Below are 20,660 nucleotides of genomic sequence, written 5' to 3' on the forward strand. Positions count from 1 at the left end.
GTTAACAGGCGAGGACCGATGATAAAAGCAAAAGCAGGCAAGCCAGAAGGGTCGCGCAGCCGGTCGCAGATCATCGTGCTGTTCATCGCGCTGATTGTCTTCATCATGTTGCTGTTCGCCAACTTCGCTTACCTCAACACCCAGGCGACGTACGACAAGCAGTACATCGGCCATGCCGGTGAGCTGCGCGTGCTATCCCAGCGCATTGCCAAGAACGCCACCGAAGCCGCCGCCGGCAAGGCCGCGGCGTTCAAGTTGCTCAGCGATGCACGCAACGACTTCGCCCAGCGTTGGGGCTATCTGAAGAAAGGCGATCCTTCCACGGGCCTGCCGCCGGCACCGTCGGTAGTGCGCCCGGAAATGCGCGCCGTGCAGCTGGATTGGGAGCGCCTGCTGAAGAACACCGACGCCATCCTCTCCAGCGAACAAACCGTGCTGTCCTTGCATCAAGTCGCCGCGACGCTGGCCGAAACCGTGCCGCAGTTGCAGGTCGAGTATGAAAAGGTCGTCGAAACCCTCCTGCAACGTGGCGCCCCAGCCGCTCAGGTGGTGATGGCTCAGCGTCAGTCGTTGCTGGCCGAGCGGATTCTCGGCGCGGTAAACACCGTGTTGTCCGGCGACGAAAGCTCGCAGCAGGCGGCCGACGCTTTCGGTCGCGACGCGGCGCGTTTCGGCCAGGTGCTCAACGGCATGCTTCAGGGCAACCCGGCGTTGAAAATCAGCCAGGTCGAAGACCGCGATGCGCGCGCCCGGTTGACCGAAATTTCCGAATTGTTTGAATTCGTGTCGGGTTCGGTGGATGAAATCCTCGAAACGTCGCCGCAGCTGCTCAAGGTCCGTGAATCGGCCACCAACATATTTACCCTGTCGCAAACCCTGCTTGATGAAGCCTCGCACCTGGCCAGCCGTTTCGAAAACCTCGCCGGCGGGCGTAACACCGACACCATCGGCGGCTACGTGCTGGGCTTGCTCGCATTGATGTCGATCATCCTCATCGGCCTGGTGATGGTGCGCGAAACCAACCGTCAGCTGCGTGAAACCGCTGAGAAGAACGAGCGCAACCAGAACGCGATCATGCGCTTGCTGGATGAAATCGAAGATCTGGCCGATGGCGACCTGACCGTGACCGCCTCGGTGACTGAAGACTTCACCGGGACCATCGCCGACTCGATCAACTATTCCGTGGACCAATTGCGCGATCTGGTGGCGACCATCAACCTCACCGCCGGCCAGGTCGCCGCCGCCGTGCAGGAAACCCAGGCCACCGCCATGCACCTGGCCCAGGCCTCGGAGCATCAGGCCCAGCAGATTTCCGAAGCTTCTACGGCCATCAACGACATGGCTCAGTCCATCGATCAGGTCTCGGCCAACGCCGCCGAATCCTCGGCGGTGGCCGAACGCTCGGTGGAAATCGCCAACAAGGGCAACGAGGTGGTGCATAACACCATCAACGGCATGGACAATATTCGCGAGCAGATCCAGGACACCGCCAAGCGTATCAAACGCCTTGGTGAGTCTTCCCAGGAAATCGGCGACATTGTCAGCCTGATCGATGACATTGCCGATCAGACCAACATCCTCGCCCTCAACGCGGCGATTCAGGCGTCCATGGCCGGTGACGCCGGGCGCGGTTTTGCGGTGGTGGCCGACGAAGTACAGCGCCTGGCCGAACGTTCGTCCGCGGCGACCCGGCAGATCGAAACCCTGGTGCGGGCGATTCAGACCGACACCAACGAAGCGGTGATTTCCATGGAGCAGACCACCACCGAAGTGGTGCGCGGCGCGCGTCTGGCGCAGGATGCCGGGGTGGCCCTGGAAGAAATCGAAGGCGTATCGAAGACCCTCGCGGCACTGATCCAGAGTATTTCCAACGCCGCGCAGCAGCAGACTTCGTCGGCCGGCCAGATCTCCCTGACGATGAACGTGATCCAGCAGATCACCACGCAGACCTCGTCCGGTTCCACTGCTACCGCCGAGAGCATTGGCAACCTGGCGAAAATGGCCAGCCAGCTGCGGCGTTCGGTGTCCGGTTTCACCTTGCCGACCAAGCCTGTGCAGGCTGCGGACAACGCTTGAACCGCCTCAGGGCGTATGCATTTGATTGGAGTAGTTATGGGTGATCGGCACGACTATGTGGCCCTCGAGTGGGTCAAAGGCGAGATTGCCGAAACGCTGAAGCAGGCTCATCAGGCGATCGAAACCCTGATCGACGACCCGCAGGCGACGCACGCCCTGAGTGAGTGCCTGGCCTGTGTCCATCAGGTTCACGGCAGCTTGCAGATGGTCGAATTCTACGGCGCGGCGCTGCTCGCCGAAGAGATCGAGCAGTTGGCCAGTGCCTTGCAGCACAACCGTGTCAGCCATCGTGACGAGGCGCTCCATCTCTTGCTCCAGGCCCTGGGGCAATTGCCGACTTACCTGGACCGGGTGCAAGGCGCCCGTCGTGACTTGCCGCTGGTGGTGTTGCCGTTGATCAACGACCTGCGCAGCGCCCGCGGCGAAAGCCTGTTGTCGGAAACCAGCCTGTTCAGCCCGCAACTGCCGGACCTGCCGCCCCTGAGCCAAGAAGCCCTGGCGCTGCTGGAACCGTCCGACTTGCCGAATGTGCTGCGCAAGTTGCGGCAAATGTTGCAGATGGCGCTGGTCGGCTTGCTGCGCGAGCAGGATGACGAAACCCACTTCGGTTATCTGGCCAGGGTTTTTACCCGTCTCGAAGGGCTGTGCGCCAATGCACCCCTGAGCCCGTTGTGGCAGGCCGCTTCGGCGCTGGTCGAAGGCATGCGCCATGGCGCGATCGCCAATAGCCCAGCGTTGCGCAGCCTGTTCAAGGACGCCGACAAAGAGCTCAAGCGTTGGCTCGAGCAAGGCATGTCCGCCATCAATCAACCGGCACCGCCAGAGCTGCTCAGGAGTTTGTTGTTCTATATTGCCAAGGCCGAACACCCCACCGGGCAGATGCTGACCATGAAAGATCGCTACTCACTGGACGACGCGCTACCCGACAGCGCGATGGTCGACGAAGAACGGGCACGGCTGGCCGGCCCTGACCGCGACGCCATGCGTTCGGTATTGGCGGCGCTGTGCGAAGAGCTGGTGCGGGTCAAGGAACGCCTGGACCTGTTCGTGCGCAGCGACCGTCAGCACACCTCGGACCTCGAAAGCCTGCTGGCACCTCTGCGGCAAATCGCCGACACCCTGGCGGTGCTCGGTTTCGGCCAGCCGCGCAAGGTCATCATCGATCAACTGGCGGTGGTGCTGAGCCTCGCCCAGGGCCAGCGCGAACCCAACGACGCGACCCTCATGGACGTCGCCGGGGCCTTGCTCTACGTCGAAGCGACCCTGGCCGGCATGGTCGGTACCGTAGAGCCGGAAAGCCAGGAAGACAGCCGTCTGCCGACCACCGACCTGACGCAGATCCACCAGATCGTGATCAAGGAATCGCGCATCTGCCTGCAACAGGCCAAAGACATGATCGTCGACTACATCGACGCCGACTGGGACCGTCAGTATTTGCAACCCTTGCCAGCGTTGCTGACCCAAGTGCGCGGTGCGCTGGCGATGATACCGTTGGCCCGCGCGGCGAGCCTGGTCGAGGCCTGCAACGGTTTCATCCGCGAGCATCTATTGGTGGACCCGGGCCAGCCCGGCTGGCAGCAACTGGACAGCCTGGCCGATGTCGTCACCAGCATCGAGTATTACCTGGAGCGCCTCAGCGACGACCCCGAAGCGCCCGGAGAACAACTGCTCGACGTCGCGGAAAAGGGCCTGGCCTCACTCGGTTTTTTCCCCAGCGAACAGCACGTGCCAATGCTTGAAGATGTGCTCAGCCCCAATGAAGCCCTGGTCATGCAGGACATGCAGGAACTCGACGACCCCGAAACCGTTCAGTCTCTGGCCGATGTGTTGGCCAGCCCGGTGTCGTCCGTCAACCCGCCAGCTCTGACCACGCCGGGCAGCCTGTTGCCGCCGCCCGCCGGTGAAGAACCGGTGGACGATGAGCTACGGGAAGTCTTCCTCGAAGAAACTGACGAAGTGCTGGAAATCCTCCAGGAGTACTTGCCGCGCTGGTCGGCCAATCCCGACAGCACCTCGGCGCTGAGTGAACTACGTCGCGCCTTCCACACCCTCAAAGGCAGTGGCCGGATGGTCCGTGCGCTGGTGCTGGGCGAGCTGGCCTGGGCGTTGGAAAACCTGCTCAATCGCGTGCTTGAACACAGCGTTGCACCTGGGCCTGCGGTGCAGCAACTGGTGGGTGATGCGCTGAAACTGCTGCCGGAACTGGTGGCCGAGTTTGCCGCCAATGCCCAGCGCCAGCGCAACGATGTCGATCAATTGGCCGCCCGTGCCCATGCCCTCGCCAAGGGCGATGAACCGCTGCCCGATGAGGATGCGCAGGATGTCGCGGCGCTCGATCCTCTGTTGCTGGAGATCTTCCGCAACGAAGCCGAAACCCACTTGAACAGCCTCAATCGCTTCCTCGATCAAGCCGCCGAGCATGTGCCGCTTCAGGCCAGTGACGAGTTGCAGCGGGCGTTGCATACGCTCAAGGGCAGCGCCTCGATGGCTGGGGTGCTGCCGATTGCCGAGTTGGCGGCGTCGCTGGATGAACTGACCCGGGAATACAAGGCGCACCGGATTACCCTCGATCTGGACGAAGTCGAATTGCTGCTGGAAGCCGAAGGTTTGTTCCGCCTGGGGCTGCGACAGCTCAAGAGCGACCCGCTGGCCGACATCCCCGGCGCCCGTTCGTTGATCGAACGCACCCAGGCCTTGCTGGCCGAGCGTCTGCAAAGCCTGTCGAGCGCGCCCAATACGGGGCTGCGGATCAAGCGCGATCCGCAACTGATCAACAACTTCCTCGCCCAGGGCATGGACATCCTGCTGGATGCCGAAAGCCTGTTGCAGCGCTGGCAGCAGCATCCCGGCGAGCGGCAGGAACTCAGCGCATTGCTGGACGAACTGACCACCCTGGGCGAAGGCGCGCATCTGGCCGATCTGCATCCGGTGGATGAACTCTGCGAAGCCTTGCTCGACCTTTATGGCGCGGTGGAAGAAAGCAGCCTGGCGGTCAGCGACAGGTTTTTCCACGAGGCGCAAAGTGCCCACGAAGCGCTGATCAACATGCTCGACGAACTGGCCGCCGGCCAGGAAGTCACTGCGCAACCACAGCGAGTACAGGCCTTGCGCGGTTTGCTCGATGAGAGTCTCGACCCCTCCTCAATGGGCCTGATCCGCAGTGACGGCAGCCGCACCCTGAGCATTCGGGAGCTGGGCAGCGCCACGGCCGAGCTGGAACAGGCCGCCACTCAGGTGGAACTGGACGACGAAATCGTTTCGATCTTCCTTGAAGAAGCGGTGGATATCCTGGAAAGCGCCGGCCAGGCCTTGCAGCGCTGGCTGGGTGACCCGGATAACGCCGCACCGCTGTGGTCCTTGCAGCGGGATTTACACACCCTCAAGGGCGGTGCGCGGATGGCCGAGGTCGAGCCAGTCGGCGATTTGGCCCATGAACTGGAAAACCTTTACGCAGGCCTGGTAGACCGCCGTTACAGTCACAGCAAAGCGCTGGCGCAGTTGCTGCAACAGAGCCATGACCGGCTGGCCATGTTCCTTGAGCAGTTGCAGCACAACCGCCCGTTGGGCGATCCGGGTGAGTTGATCGAAGCCATTCGTGAGTTTCGCCAGGGCAATGCCGCCGGCAGCGCCGAGGTGATCGAACCGGCAGCCAGCAACGACTCGGCGGGCCATGATCCCGAGCTTCTGGAGATCTTCCTCGAGGAAGGTTTCGACATCATTGAAAACTCCGGTGCGGCACTGTTGCGCTGGCAGGCCGAGCCGTCGAATCGCCAGGAAGTGGAAACCCTGCTGCGCGATCTGCACACCCTCAAGGGTGGTGCACGGATGGTGGAGATTGCGCCGATTGGCGACTTGGCCCATGAACTGGAATTCCTCTACGAAGGCTTGTCGGCTGGCGTGCTGCAACCCACCGCGGCGCTGTTCACGCTGTTGCAGAGCAGCCATGACCGACTGGCACAGATGCTCGACGCCACTCGCGCCGGTCAGCCATTGCCACCGGCCGATCGGCTGATCGACGCGATCAAGAATTTCAGCCATCCGGCGGTGCTCGAAACACCGGCGCCGGTGGTGATGCCCAAAGCCGAACCAGCCGCACCGCAATCCGAAGGCACCGACACGGTCAAGGTCTCGGCGGAGCTGCTCGACGACCTGGTCAACCTGGCGGGGGAGACTTCAATCTTTCGCGGCCGCATCGAACAACAGGTCAACGATGCACGGGTGGCCCTGAGCGAGATGGAAACCACCATCGAGCGCATGCGCGACCAATTGCGCCGCCTCGATACCGAAACCCAGGGGCGGATTCTCAGCCGTCAGCAAGTCGAAGCCGAGCGCCTGGGCTACGAAGAATTCGACCCGCTGGAGATGGACCGTCACTCGCAGTTGCAACAGTTGTCGCGGGCGCTGTTCGAGTCTGCCTCCGACCTGCTCGACCTCAAGGAAACCCTCGAGCGGCGTAATCAGGATGCGGAAAACCTGCTGCAACAGCAGGGCCGCATCAACACCGAATTGCAGGAAGGCCTGATGCGCACGCGCATGGTGCCGTTCGAGCGAATGCTGCCGCGTTTGAAGCGCATCGTCCGTCAGGTTTCCAGCGAGCTGGGCAAGGACGTGGAATTCGTCGTTGGCAACGCCGAAGGCGAGATGGACCGCAACGTCCTCGAACGCATGGCCGCGCCGCTGGAGCACATGCTGCGCAACGCCGTCGATCATGGGCTGGAATCGGCCGAGGTGCGTATCGCGGCGGGTAAACCGGCCCAGGGCAAGATCACCCTCGACCTGTCGCGAGAGGGCGGCGACATCATTTTCGACATCCGCGACGACGGTGCCGGCGTGCCGCTGGACGCCGTGCGGCGCAAGGCGATCAAGCGCGGGCTGCTCGACCAGGACAGCGACATCAGCGATCGCGATGTGCTGCAATTCATCCTGCAGCCGGGGTTTTCCACCGCCGAGAAAATCACCCAGATCTCCGGGCGTGGCGTGGGCATGGACGTGGTTCACGAAGAGGTCCGGCAGCTTGGCGGCAGCATGAGCATCGACTCGACATCGGGGCAGGGCGTGCATTTCCGGATTCGCCTGCCGTTCACCGTGTCGGTCAACCGTGCGCTGATGGTGCAATGCGGGGAGGATCAATACGCGATCCCGCTGAACACCATCGACGGCATCGTTCGGGTGTTGCCCAACGAACTCGAAGGGCATTACCGGCTCGATCCGCCGACCTACGAATACGCCGGGCAACGTTATGAGCTGTGCTATCTCGGTGAGCTGCTGAAAACCAGCACCCGCCCGAAACTACTGGGCCAGAGCCTGCCGTTGCCGGTATTGCTGGTGCAGTGCAACGAGCGACACGTCGCGGTGCAGGTGGATGCCATGGCCGGCACCCGGGAAATCGTGGTCAAAAGCCTCGGCCCGCAGTTCGCCGCGGTGCAGGGTTTGTCCGGCGCGACAATTCTGGGCGATGGCCGGGTGGTGCTGATTCTCGACTTGCTGGCGCCGATCCGCGCGATGCAAACGCGGGTGCCGCAACGACCGGTGACGCAGGACGTCGAGCCCGAGTCGCAACGACCCTTGCTGGTGCTGGTGGTCGACGATTCGGTCACCGTGCGCAAGGTCACCAGCCGCTTGCTGGAACGCCACGGCATGAACGTGCTGACCGCCAAGGACGGTGTCGACGCCATGTTGCAGCTCGAAGAACACATGCCCGACCTGATGCTGCTGGACATCGAAATGCCGCGCATGGACGGCTTCGAAGTGGCGACCCAGGTGCGCGCCGACGAGCGCTTGCGGCATCTGCCGATCATCATGATCACCTCCCGTACCGGCCAGAAACACCGCGACCGCGCCATGGCCATTGGCGTCAACGACTACCTCGGCAAGCCGTATCAGGAATCGGTGCTGCTCGACAGCATCGCCCGCTGGAGCAAAACCCATGCATGAGCACCGCTCCAGCAACCTCACTGGGCTTTTATTGCCCTTGGCGGATCGCAACCTGATCCTGCCCAATGTTGCCGTCGCCGAACTCATCGACTATCAGCCGGGGGCTTTCGATCTCGATACACCGCCGTGGTATCTGGGACGGGTGACGTGGCGAAACCGGCAGATTCCGTTGCTCAGTTTCGAGTCTGCGTGTGGCAGCAAAGTGGTGATCGGAGAGCGGGCGCGGATCGTCATCCTCAATGCCCTTGGTGGGCGGCCTGAGCTGAAGTTCATTGCACTGCTGGTGCAGGGGATTCCGCGGTCTTACAAGCTGGATAGCCAGTTGAGCTATGTCGATGTGCCGTTGTGTTCGCTGGAGCAGGCGGCGGTGCAGGTGGGGGAGCAAGTGGCGAAGGTGCCTGACTTGCTCGCGCTGGAGGAGTTGCTTGTTACAGCAGGGTTAGCCCACTGATCGTTCCCAACGCTCCGCGTGGGAATGCCTCAACGGACGCTCCGCGTTCGGCTTTTTGGGACGCAGAGCGTCCCGGGCTGCATTCCCACGCAGAGCGTGGGAACGATCATGAACAAAGGTTTCTGCGCTAAACCCCGGTCTGAGCCTTCATCTGCAACGACTCATGATGATCCAGCACCCGCTCCACCAACAACTGCACGCCATCTGACAAACGACTGAGCGCCAAGGCGACAGAGCGGCGTGAGCCTTCCACATCGTCCGCCAGATCGGCAGCAATGGCGCTGATGGACAGCAGGTCTTCGGAGGCGTTGGCCAGAAGGGCTTCGGTGTCGATATCGGGGGAGACGGTGAAGAGCTGGGATTTACGGCGTTTGGCGGGTTTTTCGTGGGGTGACGGGAAGTAATGGGAGAAGGCGCGGTCAGCGGCTTCCTTCATTTTTTCTGCATCGAGGGATGCTTGGGAATCGGTCCCGGATTCTGGCGGGTTGGGAGTTGGTTTGACCATAGTGAAGCTCCATTTAATGAGTTTCAGCTGCTCCATCGGGTTCCAATCGAAGGGGTGGCAGCTGTACGCGGGCTGGAACCCGGGCAAACGGACAAAACCCGACAGACACTAAGTCTCCCGCGCACAGCCGCCATAACGGAGTACACACATTAAAGGTGCGCAAGCATACGTTATGAAAGGCGCTTTTGCCTCGTTAACACCACGGGGTTCCAATCCCGGTCGCTTAGGTTGCCAGCGACACACAAACGATAAAGATCAACGCAAAAGCACACCAGTCAGCGGGTTCCGGCATTGCTGTAGGCAGCGACGCACGACTGTGTAGCCTCACACCGTTCCTGCTGACAAACTTTTAAACACAAAACCTCAGGCTGTCGGACCTTCCTGTGGCGAGGGAGCTTGCTCCCGCTGGGTTGCGAAGCAGCCCCAAAACCCGTGTATCAGGTACACCGAGAACAAGGGTTTACGCTGCATCAGGTTGAAGATTCCCAAAAAGGGACCTATCGTTCCTTTTTTGGGACTTATCGGTCGTTGCCGTGAAAAACCTGTCATTGAGCGAAGCCTTGTTCACCACCACCCAGCAAAAAGTGCTGGGCCTGCTGTTTGGTAAACCCGACCGTAGTTTTTATGCCAACGAAATCGCCCGCTGGGCTCAAGTGGGTAAAGGCAGCCTCATGCGCGAGCTGGATCGGTTGCAGCGGGCAGGCGTGCTGACCATGACCCGTCAGGGCAACCAGACCCACTATCAAGCCAATCCCGACTGCCCGATCTATGCGGAACTGCTGGGCATCGCCCGCAAAACCTTTGGTATTGCCGAACCTCTGCGTCAGGCGCTCCAACCCTTTGCCGAACAGATTACTTGGGCATTTGTGTACGGCTCTATCGCCAAGGATCAGGCAAACGCATCCAGTGACATTGATCTCATGCTGATCGGCGAGGGCCTGCACTACAGTGAAGTGATGGAGCGGCTTATACCGATGGAAGAGCAGTTGGGCCGCGTCCTCAACCCGACGCTCTACACCCCCGACGACTGGACCGCAAAACTGGTGGCTGAAAATAGTTTTGTCGTGCGGGTAGCACAGCAGGACAAGATCAATCTGATGGGGGGAAACCCTTTGGAGTCCAAGGATGGGCAGCAACGAGAACCTGGAAAACCTGTTACGTAGCGGTGGGCTGAAAGCTGAGCCGCCGGATCGCAAGGAGTGCGAAGGGCTGATGCGTTCGGCTGTGGATCGATTGAAAGACGCGCAAACGTCTTCGCTTTCCTTCGCGAGTCGTTTCGACCTGGCTTACAACGCTGCCCATGCCCTTGCACTGACGGCTCTTCGCTTGTGCGGCTACCGTTCAGACAAGCGATATCTGGTGTTTCAGTGCCTGGTTCAAACCGCTGATATTGGCAAAGTACAGGTTCGGCTATTCGCCCTGTGTCATGAGCGACGAAACCTGGCGGAGTACGAAGGCTATATGGATGAAGATCCGGCGTTGTTGGCGCAGTTGTTGGAAAGTGCTGAACAGCTTCTGATTCGAGTGCAGGAACAGATGGCGTCCTTCAGTTCATCGCAGACCTGATCGTTCCTACGCGCAGCAAAGGAATGCAGCCCGGGACGCTCCGCGTCCCATTCGAGAGCTGGAACGCGGAGCGTCCCTTGAGGCATTCCCACGCAGAGCGTGGGAACGATCGGGACGGTGTTCGATCATTACGGTCAGCGTAACGATCCAACACTCTGCTTGATTGATGCCCCCCACCCAACGCTCCTAAGGTGACTCCCACGACAGCGAACCCGTGGAGTGGTCATGACAACAACAATATCCCCCGACTCGCGATGGACGCGGCGGCGCAGCGAAAAGCAGCGGCGTCTCGAGTTGGTCAAGGATCTAGCCGACGGTGTGGTATTGCCCGCCGACAAGATCGTCGCGGCGCTGGAGGCGTTGATTCTGCCTGGCGACCGTGTGGTGCTGGAGGGCAATAACCAGAAGCAGGCGGATTTCCTTTCCCGCTCCCTGGCCAAGGCCGATCCGGGCAAGCTGCATGATCTGCACATGATCATGCCCAGCGTCGGGCGCTCCGAGCACCTGGACCTGTTCGAGCGCGGCATTGCCCGCAAGCTCGACTTCTCGTTCGCCGGCACCCAGAGCCTGCGCATCAGCCAGTTGCTGGAAGACGGCCTGCTGGAAATCGGCGCAATCCACACCTACATCGAACTCTATGCGCGGCTGGTGGTGGACTTGATCCCGAACGTCGTGCTCTCGGCCGGTTTCATGGCTGACCGCGCGGGCAATATCTACACCGGGCCGAGCACCGAAGACACCCCCGCGTTGATCGAACCGGCCGCTTTCAGCGACGGCATCGTCATCGTCCAGGTCAATCAATTGGTGGACGACGTCAGCGAGTTGCCTCGGGTCGACATCCCTGCGTCCTGGGTCGATTTCGTGGTGGTGGCCGACAAGCCGTTCTACATCGAACCGCTGTTCACCCGCGACCCACGCCACATCAAGCCTGTGCATGTGTTGATGGCGATGATGGCGATCCGCGGGATCTACGAAAAACACAACGTTCAGTCGCTCAACCACGGCATCGGTTTCAACACCGCGGCCATCGAACTGATCCTGCCGACCTACGGCGAATCCCTCGGTTTGAAAGGCAAGATCTGCCGCAACTGGACGCTCAATCCTCACCCGACCCTGATCCCGGCCATCGAAAGCGGCTGGGTCGAAAGCGTGCATTGTTTCGGCACTGAACTGGGCATGGAAAACTACATCGCCGCTCGACCGGATGTGTTCTTCACCGGCCGCGACGGCTCCCTGCGCTCCAACCGGATGTTCTGCCAACTGGCTGGGCAATACGCGGTGGACCTGTTCATCGGCGCGACACTGCAAGTCGACGGCGACGGCCATTCCTCCACCGTGACTCGCGGTCGCCTGGCCGGTTTCGGGGGGGCGCCGAACATGGGCCACGACCCGCGCGGTCGCCGTCACGGCACACCGGCCTGGCTCGACATGCGTCACGACGATGCACCCGAAGCCTTGCTCGAACGCGGCAAGAAACTCGTGGTGCAAATGGTCGAAACCTTCCAGGAGGGCGGCAAACCGACCTTCGTTGAAACTCTCGACGCGGTGGACGTGGCGAAGAAAAGCGGCATGCCGCTGGCGCCGATCATGATCTACGGCGACGACGTCACCCACCTGCTCACCGAAGAAGGCATCGCCTATTTGTACAAGGCCCGCTCCCTCGAAGAGCGTCAGGCGATGATCGCCGCCGTCGCCGGGGTGACCGCCATCGGCCTGCGCCACAACCCGAAAGACACCGCGCGCATGCGCCGCGAAGGCCTGATTGCCTTGCCCGAAGACCTCGGCATCCGCCGCACCGACGCCACCCGCGAATTGCTCGCAGCGAAAAGCGTGGCCGATCTGGTGGAGTGGTCCGGTGGCCTCTACAACCCACCCGCCAAGTTCAGGAGCTGGTAATGCACGCATTCAACCTGCAACCCAAAAACCTCACCCTGGCCGAACGGCTGGCGGACCTGGCAGTGGATGCGCTGATCGACGAAGCGGACCTGTCGCCGAAACCGGCGCTGGTCGATCGTCGCGGCAATGGCGCTCATACCGATTTGCACCTCGGGCTGATGCACGCTTCGGCGTTGTCCTTATGGCCGGCGTTCAAGGCCATGGCGGACGCGGCCATCGAGTTCGGCGAAGTCGGTTTACCGCTGCGCGAAACCGTTGGGCGGCTTGGTCGTGAAGGGGAGCAAGAGATGCTTGCCACCACGGGCGGCGTGAACACCCATCGTGGTGCGATCTGGGCGTTGGGTCTTTTGGTCACTGCCGCCGCGCTGGAACCTGAATCCTGTTCTGCAAGCTCAATCGCTTTGCGCGCTGCACGCCTGGCCTTGCTCGATGACCGTTACTCGCCACGTCCTTTAAGCCACGGTGCCCAGGTCGCCCAACGTTACGGCGTTCGCGGTGCCCGTGAAGAGGCGCAGCTTGGTTTCCCGGCCGTGCTGCAACGTGGCTTGCCGCAACTCAAACGCAGCCGCGCCGCCGGCCATGGCGAACAGAACGCCCGGCTCGACGCTTTGCTGGCGATCATGACGACACTGGCCGACACCTGCGTGCTCTACCGCGCCGGTGAGCAAGGCCTGCACACCATGCAACTTGGTGCTCAAGCCGTGCTCGACGCCGGCGGCAGTGCGAGCCTGGCCGGTCGCCGCCGTTTGCATGAGCTGGACCAACAATTAATCGCGTTGAATGCCTCGCCCGGCGGCGCTGCGGACTTGCTTGCAGCCTGCCTGTTTATCGACCGTATCGACTCGGGCGATGGCATCTTCCAGGGAGCGTTTTGATGGAAACCTTATCCTTTGAATTCCCCGCCGGGCCGCCGCCACGGGGCAGGGCGCTGGTGGGCTGCGTGGGCTCGGGCGATCTGGAAGTGCTGATCGAACCGGGGTTGGCGGGCAAGCTGACGATCCACGTGCAGACTTCGGTCAACGGCAGTGAGCAACGTTGGCAGCATCTGTTCGCGCGAATGTTCGACGGCCAGACACCGCCCGCGATGGCGATCGATATCCACGATTTCGGCGCCACTCCCGGCGTGGTGCGTTTGCGCCTGGAACAAGGCTTCGAGGAGATCAGCCATGACTGACAGCGCAGCGCTTCTCCACAAGCACAGTTTCGTCGAACTCGGCGCCCGGCAACGGGCAAAAGCGCTGCTCGACATCGGGACTTTTCGTGAACTGCTCGACCCGTTTCAGCGCGTCATGTCGCCATGGCTGTCGCGCCAGGGCGTGGTGCCGCAAGCCGATGACGGCGTGGTGATCGCCAAGGGCAGCATCGGTGGTTTGCCGGTGGTGATCGCAGCCATTGAGGGTGCGTTTCAGGGCGGCAGCCTGGGTGAAGTCGGCGGGGCGAAGATTGCCGGTGCGCTGGAACTGGCCGCCGAGGACAACCGCAAAGGCATTCCCACGCGTGCCGTGTTGCTGCTGGAAACCGGTGGCGTGCGTTTGCAGGAGGCCAACCTGGGGCTGGCGGCGATTGCCGATATTCATGCGGCGATTGTCGATCTGCGCCAGTACCAACCGGTAATCGGCGTGGTCGCCGGCAGCGTCGGTTGCTTTGGCGGCATGTCGATTGCCGCCGGGTTGTGCAGCTATTTGCTGGTGACTCAGGAAGCGCGCCTTGGCCTCAATGGCCCACAGGTGATCGAGCAGGAAGCCGGGCTTGAGGAATACGACTCCCGTGACCGGCCGTTTATCTGGAGCCTGACCGGTGGCGAGCAACGGTTCGCCAGTGGGTTGGTGGATCGCTATGCCGCTGACGACGTGGCGCAGATTCAGCAACAGGTCGGCGAATTGCTCAAGCAGGGTTTGCCGGCGCAGCAACGTAGCCGCCAGGCCGAATGGTTCCTGCAACGGCTGGCGCGTCTGGACGCCGAACCACAAATCGAGCCGGCGACGGTTCGCGATCTGTACCAAGGAGAGCGCTCATGAGTTCGTATTCCCTGAGAGGCTTGAACTGGTTCAACGCCTTGAGTGCCGGCGCGAAACCGGTCGCGGGTTTGCCGGCGTCGTTGAAAGTCGCCGATGGTTTATTGGGCAATCAGCCCGTGCGTTTTATCGCAGTGGTGGCCGACCCCGACAACCGCTTCGTCCGCGCCCGCAATGGCGAGGTCGGTTTGCTGGAAGGCTGGGGCCTGGCCAAAGCGGTGGATGACGTCATTGCCGCAGATAACGACAAACCTCAAAAACGCGCCTTGATCGCCATTGTCGATGTGCCCAGCCAGGCTTACGGCCGGCGCGAAGAGGCCCTCGGCATTCATCAGGCCCTGGCCGGTGCGGCGGACAGTTATGCCCGCGCCCGACTGGCCGGGCACGCGGTGATCGGTTTGCTGGTGGGCAAGGCGATGTCCGGCGCCTTTCTCGCTCATGGCTATCAGGCCAACCGGTTGATCGCTCTGCGCGATCCGGGCGTGATGGTGCATGCGATGGGCAAGGCTTCGGCGGCGCAGGTCACCTTGCGCAGTGTCGAAGAACTTGAAGCCTTGGCCGCCAGCGTGCCGCCGATGGCCTATGACATCGACAGCTTTGCCAGCCTGGGTTTGCTTTGGGAAACCTTGTCGGTGGATCAGATCGAACAACCGACGACGGCGGATCTGGCGCGGGTGAACGAGTGTCTGGCTCAGGCGATTGAAAATGTCGAGGCTGATCATCGTGATTTGAGCGGCCGCTTGGGTGCGAACAATCGCGCCGCGTCGAGCAAGGTTCGCCAACTGCTGAGAGAGCAGTGGTGAACACGCTTCTGGCCCACGACCTGCTGTGGGGGATAACCCCGCAGCAGTTGCCTGCGGATGCGCCTGCGTGGGCGGTCGAGTCGATCAGCGCGGATCAGCCGGTGGTGGTTCGGCGTGCGATGACTGCGCCGGCTCAAATCGCCGTCGGGGTGCGTGGACGCTTGCGCGAGCAGCGTTATGCAACGTCGATGGCGATCAAGGCGATTTCGCGTCGGGTAAGGCCGGAAGAGCTGTGTCATGTCGAGACGGTTCGGGATCTGCCGGCCTTGCGAGCGCTGGTGCAACTGCGGCCGATGCTCGACGCCTGCGGTTGGGTGTGGGGTGTCAGCGGCAGCGCCGGGTTTGAATTGGCCAGCGGTTTTGCGGCGCTCCATGAGCGCAGCGATCTCGATTTGATTCTGCGTACACCGCAACCGTTGAGCCGACTTCAAGCGCAAGCGTTGGTGACGCTTCTCGGTGCCGCTGAATGTCTGGTCGACATGCAATTGCAGACACCTTATGGCGCCGTGGCTCTGCGCGAATGGGCTGGCCCGTCGCAACGGGTGCTGCTCAAAAACGCTCAGGTCGCCTGCCTGGTCAGCGATCCCTGGAACCCGCAGGAGCAAGCAGCGTGAGCAGTTTACTGGTGTTCCCCGGCCAGGGTGCCCAGCAACCGGGCATGCTCCATCGCTTGCCTCGGGAAACGCTGATCGAGGCGAGCGAGGTGCTGGGTGAAGATGTTTTGTTGCTCGATTCTGCCAAGTCGTTGCAGTCGACGAGGGCGGTTCAGCTATGCCTGCTGATTGCTGGCGTGGCGGCTTCACGTCAGTTGTTATTGAGCGCGGATTACGTGGCCGGATTGTCCATCGGCGCCTATCCGGCGGCGGTGGTCGCCGGCGCCTTGAGCTTCAGCGATGCACTGCATCTGGTCAGCCTGCGCGGCGAACTGATGCAGCAGGCTTATCCTCAGGGCTATGGCATGACCGCGATCATCGGTCTGGATCTGGCGAAGGTGGAAAGGTTGCTGGCGCAGGTTCACAGCGTCGACACGCCGGTTTACCTGGCCAACATCAACGCCGATAACCAAGTCGTCATCGCTGGCAGCGATGGTGCGATGAAAGCGGTTGCCGAGTTGGCGAAGGGTGGTGGCGCCGGGCTGGCCAAACGCCTGTCGGTCAGCGTGCCGTCCCATTGCCCGCTGCTGGAAACACCGGCAAAAACCCTGGCCGAAGCCTTCGCCAAGGTGCAATTGAAAACGCCGACCCAGGGTTACCTGAGCGGCAGCCGCGCACGGCCCGTCATCAATACCGACGCCTTGCGTGACGACCTGGCGTTCAACATGTGCCGCATCGTCGATTGGCGCGGCACGGTGCAAAGCGCTTACGAGCGTGGCGTGCGTTTACAGATCGAACTGCCACCCGGCGCGGTGTTGACCGGGCTGGCGCGCCGGGTGTTCGAGCAGGGCACCGTCATTGCCTTCGACGGTGCTCGGCTCGATACCTTGCAGGCGCTGTTGCGTGAGGAGGGAGGCCGCCAACTCTAGACCACCGACTCAGGTTGCGAACGACAAAAACAACAATTTCGACGATGCACTTTGAGGACTACAACAATGATTATTTACGGTGTGGCGCTGTTGGCGATCTGTACGCTGGCAGGGGTGATCATGGGCGACATGCTCGGCGCGTTGCTGGGGGTGAAATCCAACGTCGGCGGGGTTGGGATCGCGATGATCCTGCTGATTTGCGCGCGGTTGTGGATGCAAAAACGCGGCGGCATGACCAAGGATTGCGAGATGGGCGTCGGCTTCTGGGGCGCCATGTACATTCCGGTGGTGGTCGCGATGGCCGCGCAACAGAACGTCGTTACCGCTCTGCATGGCGGCCCGGTGGCGGTGTTGGCGGCGATCGGTTCGGTGGTGCTCTGCGGCTGCACCATTGCGCTGATCAGCCGGACCCACAAAGGTGAACCCTTGCCCGATGAACCGGCGGACATAACGCCGGTTGGCGCACCGGCAGGAGGTCGCTGATATGTGGGATCTCATCGAGAAAGGTCTGGAACATAACGGGTTGGTGACAGCGTTCGCGTTCGTTGGCGTGATCATGTGGGTGTCGGTGGTGTTGTCCAAACGCCTGACCTTCGGACGGATTCACGGCTCGGCGATTGCCATCGTCATCGGCCTGGTGCTGGCCTGGGTCGGAGGCACCATGACCGGCGGGCAAAAAGGCCTGGCGGATTTGTCGCTGTTTTCCGGCATTGGTTTGATGGGCGGTGCGATGTTGCGTGACTTCGCCATTGTCGCCACCGCGTTCGAGGTGCAGGCCACCGAAGCGAAAAAGGCCGGGATGATTGGTGTTATCGCGCTGCTGCTGGGCACGATCCTGCCGTTCATTGTCGGGGCGAGCGTTGCCTGGGTGTTCGGTTATCGCGATGCGATCAGCATGACCACCATTGGCGCGGGCGCGGTAACGTACATCGTCGGGCCAGTGACCGGGGCGGCGATTGGTGCCACTTCCGATGTGATGGCGTTGTCGATTGCCACCGGGCTGATCAAGGCGATTCTGGTGATGGTCGGTACGCCGATGGCGGCGCGCTGGATGGGCCTGGATAACCCGCGCTCGGCGATGGTGTTTGGCGGGTTGGCCGGGACTGTCAGCGGTGTAACCGCCGGGTTGGCGGCGACGGATCGGCGGCTGGTGCCATATGGCGCGTTGACCGCGACGTTCCACACCGGGCTTGGCTGCTTGCTGGGGCCTTCGTTGCTGTACTTCATTGTTCGCGGGATTGTCGGTTAGATCGGTGATTGCTTTTTGTGGCGAGGGAGCTTGCTCCCGCTGGGCTGCGCAGCAGCCCCAACCTCTACCACCGAGGAGTATCAGGCAATCCGGTGGTCTGATTTTGCGGGCGCTCTGCACCCGAGCGGGAGCAAGCTCCCTCGCCACATTCAAGCCTGCCGATTGGCATACATCCGACACTCCGCCAGCAACGCCAGCAAATTCGGGTCACGCTCCTTGGCCTTCAGAAACACCACGCCGATGTGCTGCTGCAATCGATACTTTTCCTGCAACGGAATCAGCTTCACCCGGTTCTCATACACCGCCGCAATCCGCCCTGGAAGCAACGCATAACCCACCCCGGAGCTGACCATGCTCAGCAGGGTGAAAATGTCGTTGACCTGCATCGCCACCTTCGGCTCGAACCCCGCCTGCTTGAACACCCGAATACCGTCCTGGTGCGTGGCGAAGCCTTGGGTCAAGGTGATGAACGTCTCGTCGCGCACCTCGGCCAGATCGACTTCGGCCCGCCGGGCAAAGGGCGAGTCAGCCGGGGTGGCGAGGAAGATGTCATCGGAAAACAGCGGGATCTGCTCGCAATCCGGGTCGTTGACGCTGTCGTCCAGCGACACCAGGATCGCGTCGACTTCCATGTTTTTAAGCTTGTACAACAGGTCGATGTTCGAGCCCAGGATCAGGTCGATATTGAGTTCGCTACGGCGGATTTTCAGGCCCATGATCAGCTGCGGCACGGTCTTCACCGTCAGCGAATACAGCGAGCCGAGTTTGAAGCGCTCAGCGGAGAACCCGGCGGCTTCGCGGGTCAGGCGCACGGTTTCGAGCACGTCCTGAATCAGCTTCTGCGCCCGTTCTTCCAGCACATAAGCGCTTTCGAGTGGGGTCAGGTTGCGGCCTTCGTGTTTGAATAGCGGGCAACGCAGGGCGCTTTCCAGGGAGTGGATGGCGCGGTGCACGCTGACGTTGCTGGTTTGCAACTCGGCGGCAGCGCGGGCCAGGTTGCCGGTGCGCATGAAGGCCAGGAACACCTCGAGTTTTTTCAGGGTCAACTCTTCATCGATCAACATGGGCGTGACTCTTATTTGAATCGCTCGATTGTGCCCAATTGGCTGACGTTTGGCTCGATGGCTTTTGTAGGCGCTGCGCTATACGGAAACATTGCGCTTTTAACCTTGAGGCCTGAGCCTTGCGCAAGGCTGTAACGAATTTTGAGGTGAGCAACACATGTATCACGGAGAAAGATTGAACGCCTGGACGCATTTGGTCGGGGCGGTGGCGGCGGTTGTCGGCGGCGTGTGGCTGCTGGTGATCGCCAGTATGGACGGCAGTCCGTGGAAGATTGTCAGCGTGGCGATTTACGCGTTCACCTTGCTGGTGCTCTACAGCGCCTCGACCGTGTACCACAGCGTGCGCGGGCGCAAAAAAGCGATCATGCAGAAGGTCGATCACTTTTCGATCTACCTGCTGATTGCCGGCAGTTACACGCCGTTTTGCCTGGTGACCCTGCGTGGGCCGTGGGGCTGGACGCTGTTCGGGATTGTCTGGGGGCTGGCGCTGATCGGCATTCTGCAAGAGATCAAACCGCGCTCGGAAGCGCGGATTCTGTCGATTGTGATTTATGCGGTGATGGGCTGGATCGTGCTGGTGGCGGTCAAGCCGTTACTGGCGGCGTTGGGCCCTGTCGGCTTCGCCTGGCTGGCGTCGGGCGGGGTGTTGTACACCGTGGGGATTATCTTTTTTGCCCTCGACCATCGTCTGCGCCATGCCCACGGCATCTGGCATCTGTTCGTGATCGGCGGGAGTCTGCTGCACTTTGTGGCGATTCTGTTTTATGTCCTTTAGATCGAGGTGCTGCCATCGCGAGCAGGCTCGCTCCCACAGGTGCAGCGGCGTGCTTGTGGGAGCGAGCCTGCTCGCGATGGGACCCTAGAAGTCCCCCCAAAGTTGCTGGGCCACCGCCAGCGCCACCACCGGCGCGGTTTCGGTGCGCAGCACGCGCGGGCCGAGGCGGGCGGCATGAAAGCCGCCAGCCTTGGCCTGCTCGACTTCAGCGTCGGACAACCCGCCTTCCGGGCCGATCAGAAACGCCAGCGTCGCCGGTTTCGCATGGCTCACCAATGGCTCGGCCACCGGGTGCAGCACCAGTTTCAATTCGGCCTGCGTCTGCTTCAACCAGTCGGCCAACAGCAGCGGTGGGTGAATCACCGGCACCCGTGAGCGCCCGCACTGCTCGCAGGCGCTGATCGCCACCTGACGCCAGTGCATCAGGCGTTTGTCGGCACGCTCGTCCTTGAGGCGGACTTCGCAGCGGTCGGTGAAGATCGGGGTGATTTCAGTGACGCCCAGTTCGGTGGCTTTCTGTATCGCCCAGTCCATCCGCTCGCCACGGGACAAACCCTGGCCGAGATGGACCGCAAGCGACGACTCGACCTGCCCAGCGAAGCTTTCATCGATTTGCACCACCACGCGCTTCTTGCCGACTTCCGCCAGCGTGCCGCGAAACTCGTGGCCCGAGCCGTCGAACAATTGCACCGCATCACCCTCGGCCATGCGCAGCACACGGCTGATGTAATGGGCCTGGGCCTCGGGCAGCTCGTGTTCGCCGGTGCTTAAAGGGGCGTCGATAAAGAAGCGGGACAGTCTCAT

18 protein-coding genes are annotated in these 20,660 nt (G+C 61.8%); 15 read left to right on the forward strand and 3 right to left on the reverse strand.

The features are described 5' to 3' along the window. Positions 1–18: 18 nt before the first annotated feature. Genes QMK51_RS02115 through QMK51_RS02125 form a run of 3 tightly spaced genes read left to right on the forward strand, consistent with a single transcriptional unit; the run spans position 19 to position 8,461 of the window. Positions 19–2,076: a methyl-accepting chemotaxis protein gene (locus QMK51_RS02115; protein WP_320393029.1), complete on the forward strand. Its 2,058-nt coding sequence runs from the start codon at positions 19–21 to the stop codon at positions 2,074–2,076. A gap of 36 nt (positions 2,077–2,112) precedes the next feature. Then, the gene (locus tag QMK51_RS02120; protein ID WP_320393030.1) at positions 2,113–8,010 is read left to right on the forward strand and encodes an Hpt domain-containing protein; all 5,898 of its coding nucleotides are present in this window, start codon (positions 2,113–2,115) and stop codon (positions 8,008–8,010) included. Continuing rightward, a complete protein-coding gene (locus tag QMK51_RS02125; protein WP_320393031.1) occupies positions 8,003–8,461 on the forward strand; it encodes a chemotaxis protein CheW in 459 nt (152 codons plus the stop codon). The genes QMK51_RS02120 and QMK51_RS02125 overlap by 8 nt, the downstream gene beginning before the upstream one ends. A 127-nt stretch (positions 8,462–8,588) precedes the next feature. Here the strand turns inward: QMK51_RS02125 and QMK51_RS02130 are convergent, their stop codons facing one another. Further along, positions 8,589–8,966, reverse strand: coding sequence for a DUF6124 family protein (locus QMK51_RS02130; RefSeq protein WP_320393032.1), 378 nt, complete (start codon positions 8,964–8,966; stop codon positions 8,589–8,591). 533 nt (positions 8,967–9,499) lie between these two features. Between QMK51_RS02130 and QMK51_RS02135 the strand changes: the two genes are divergently transcribed. The 11 genes from QMK51_RS02135 to madM all read left to right on the forward strand — a co-directional run bounded on the left by QMK51_RS02135 (position 9,500) and on the right by madM (position 18,017). Next, positions 9,500–10,129 (forward strand): nucleotidyltransferase domain-containing protein, encoded by a 630-nt coding sequence (locus QMK51_RS02135; RefSeq protein WP_320393033.1) that lies wholly within the window; start codon positions 9,500–9,502, stop codon positions 10,127–10,129. Further along, on the forward strand, positions 10,092–10,532 hold the full coding sequence (locus QMK51_RS02140) for a hypothetical protein (protein ID WP_320393034.1): 441 nt from the start codon (positions 10,092–10,094) through the stop codon (positions 10,530–10,532). The genes QMK51_RS02135 and QMK51_RS02140 overlap by 38 nt, the downstream gene beginning before the upstream one ends. Positions 10,533–10,757: 225 nt before the next feature. After that, entirely contained in the window at positions 10,758–12,428 is a 1,671-nt protein-coding gene (gene mdcA, locus QMK51_RS02145; RefSeq protein WP_320393035.1) for a malonate decarboxylase subunit alpha, read from the forward strand. Continuing rightward, positions 12,428–13,303, forward strand: coding sequence for a triphosphoribosyl-dephospho-CoA synthase (locus QMK51_RS02150; RefSeq protein WP_320393036.1), 876 nt, complete (start codon positions 12,428–12,430; stop codon positions 13,301–13,303). The genes mdcA and QMK51_RS02150 overlap by 1 nt, the downstream gene beginning before the upstream one ends. Continuing rightward, a complete protein-coding gene (locus QMK51_RS02155) occupies positions 13,303–13,602 on the forward strand; it encodes a malonate decarboxylase subunit delta (protein WP_320393037.1) in 300 nt (99 codons plus the stop codon). Before QMK51_RS02150 ends, QMK51_RS02155 begins: the two co-directional genes overlap by 1 nt. Next, the gene (locus QMK51_RS02160; RefSeq protein WP_320393038.1) at positions 13,595–14,446 is read left to right on the forward strand and encodes a biotin-independent malonate decarboxylase subunit beta; all 852 of its coding nucleotides are present in this window, start codon (positions 13,595–13,597) and stop codon (positions 14,444–14,446) included. Before QMK51_RS02155 ends, QMK51_RS02160 begins: the two co-directional genes overlap by 8 nt. Beyond that, positions 14,443–15,246: a biotin-independent malonate decarboxylase subunit gamma gene (gene mdcE / locus QMK51_RS02165; protein WP_320393039.1), complete on the forward strand. Its 804-nt coding sequence runs from the start codon at positions 14,443–14,445 to the stop codon at positions 15,244–15,246. The genes QMK51_RS02160 and mdcE overlap by 4 nt, the downstream gene beginning before the upstream one ends. Then, positions 15,240–15,860 (forward strand): malonate decarboxylase holo-ACP synthase, encoded by a 621-nt coding sequence (locus tag QMK51_RS02170; protein WP_320393040.1) that lies wholly within the window; start codon positions 15,240–15,242, stop codon positions 15,858–15,860. The genes mdcE and QMK51_RS02170 overlap by 7 nt, the downstream gene beginning before the upstream one ends. Beyond that, positions 15,857–16,768 (forward strand): malonate decarboxylase subunit epsilon, encoded by a 912-nt coding sequence (gene mdcH, locus QMK51_RS02175; RefSeq protein WP_320393041.1) that lies wholly within the window; start codon positions 15,857–15,859, stop codon positions 16,766–16,768. Before QMK51_RS02170 ends, mdcH begins: the two co-directional genes overlap by 4 nt. A 66-nt stretch (positions 16,769–16,834) precedes the next feature. Next, the gene (madL, locus tag QMK51_RS02180) at positions 16,835–17,251 is read left to right on the forward strand and encodes a malonate transporter subunit MadL (RefSeq protein WP_123357305.1); all 417 of its coding nucleotides are present in this window, start codon (positions 16,835–16,837) and stop codon (positions 17,249–17,251) included. A 1-nt stretch (position 17,252) separates the two neighbouring features. Then, positions 17,253–18,017, forward strand: coding sequence for a malonate transporter subunit MadM (madM, locus tag QMK51_RS02185; RefSeq protein WP_320393042.1), 765 nt, complete (start codon positions 17,253–17,255; stop codon positions 18,015–18,017). A gap of 149 nt (positions 18,018–18,166) precedes the next feature. Here the strand turns inward: madM and QMK51_RS02190 are convergent, their stop codons facing one another. After that, a complete protein-coding gene (locus QMK51_RS02190) occupies positions 18,167–19,081 on the reverse strand; it encodes a LysR substrate-binding domain-containing protein (RefSeq protein ID WP_320393043.1) in 915 nt (304 codons plus the stop codon). Between the two features lie 157 nt (positions 19,082–19,238). On the opposite strand from QMK51_RS02190, the gene trhA reads away from it, so the two are divergent. Further along, a complete protein-coding gene (gene trhA, locus QMK51_RS02195; RefSeq protein ID WP_320393044.1) occupies positions 19,239–19,856 on the forward strand; it encodes a PAQR family membrane homeostasis protein TrhA in 618 nt (205 codons plus the stop codon). Between the two features lie 84 nt (positions 19,857–19,940). Here the strand turns inward: trhA and QMK51_RS02200 are convergent, their stop codons facing one another. After that, entirely contained in the window at positions 19,941–20,660 is a 720-nt protein-coding gene (locus tag QMK51_RS02200; protein ID WP_320393045.1) for a 16S rRNA (uracil(1498)-N(3))-methyltransferase, read from the reverse strand.

The sequence above is a fragment of the Pseudomonas sp. P9_31 genome, from assembly GCF_034008235.1.
Taxonomy (GTDB): Bacteria; Pseudomonadota; Gammaproteobacteria; order Pseudomonadales; family Pseudomonadaceae; genus Aquipseudomonas.

What these genes read in the sequence shown, in the direction of transcription:
- QMK51_RS02130 (WP_320393032.1), bottom strand. Translation starts at nt 8,966, where the DNA reads ATGGTCAAACCAACTCCCAACCCGCCAGAATCCGGGACCGATTCCCAA.
- QMK51_RS02120 (WP_320393030.1), top strand. Translation starts at nt 2,113, where the DNA reads ATGGGTGATCGGCACGACTATGTGGCCCTCGAGTGGGTCAAAGGCGAG.
- QMK51_RS02125 (WP_320393031.1), top strand. Translation starts at nt 8,003, where the DNA reads ATGCATGAGCACCGCTCCAGCAACCTCACTGGGCTTTTATTGCCCTTG.
- QMK51_RS02150 (WP_320393036.1), top strand. Translation starts at nt 12,428, where the DNA reads ATGCACGCATTCAACCTGCAACCCAAAAACCTCACCCTGGCCGAACGG.
- QMK51_RS02115 (WP_320393029.1), top strand. Translation starts at nt 19, where the DNA reads ATGATAAAAGCAAAAGCAGGCAAGCCAGAAGGGTCGCGCAGCCGGTCG.
- QMK51_RS02200 (WP_320393045.1), bottom strand. Translation starts at nt 20,660, where the DNA reads ATGAGACTGTCCCGCTTCTTTATCGACGCCCCTTTAAGCACCGGCGAA.
- QMK51_RS02140 (WP_320393034.1), top strand. Translation starts at nt 10,092, where the DNA reads ATGGGCAGCAACGAGAACCTGGAAAACCTGTTACGTAGCGGTGGGCTG.
- mdcA (WP_320393035.1), top strand. Translation starts at nt 10,758, where the DNA reads ATGACAACAACAATATCCCCCGACTCGCGATGGACGCGGCGGCGCAGC.
- QMK51_RS02160 (WP_320393038.1), top strand. Translation starts at nt 13,595, where the DNA reads ATGACTGACAGCGCAGCGCTTCTCCACAAGCACAGTTTCGTCGAACTC.
- trhA (WP_320393044.1), top strand. Translation starts at nt 19,239, where the DNA reads ATGTATCACGGAGAAAGATTGAACGCCTGGACGCATTTGGTCGGGGCG.
- QMK51_RS02155 (WP_320393037.1), top strand. Translation starts at nt 13,303, where the DNA reads ATGGAAACCTTATCCTTTGAATTCCCCGCCGGGCCGCCGCCACGGGGC.
- QMK51_RS02190 (WP_320393043.1), bottom strand. Translation starts at nt 19,081, where the DNA reads ATGTTGATCGATGAAGAGTTGACCCTGAAAAAACTCGAGGTGTTCCTG.
- mdcE (WP_320393039.1), top strand. Translation starts at nt 14,443, where the DNA reads ATGAGTTCGTATTCCCTGAGAGGCTTGAACTGGTTCAACGCCTTGAGT.
- madL (WP_123357305.1), top strand. Translation starts at nt 16,835, where the DNA reads ATGATTATTTACGGTGTGGCGCTGTTGGCGATCTGTACGCTGGCAGGG.
- madM (WP_320393042.1), top strand. Translation starts at nt 17,253, where the DNA reads ATGTGGGATCTCATCGAGAAAGGTCTGGAACATAACGGGTTGGTGACA.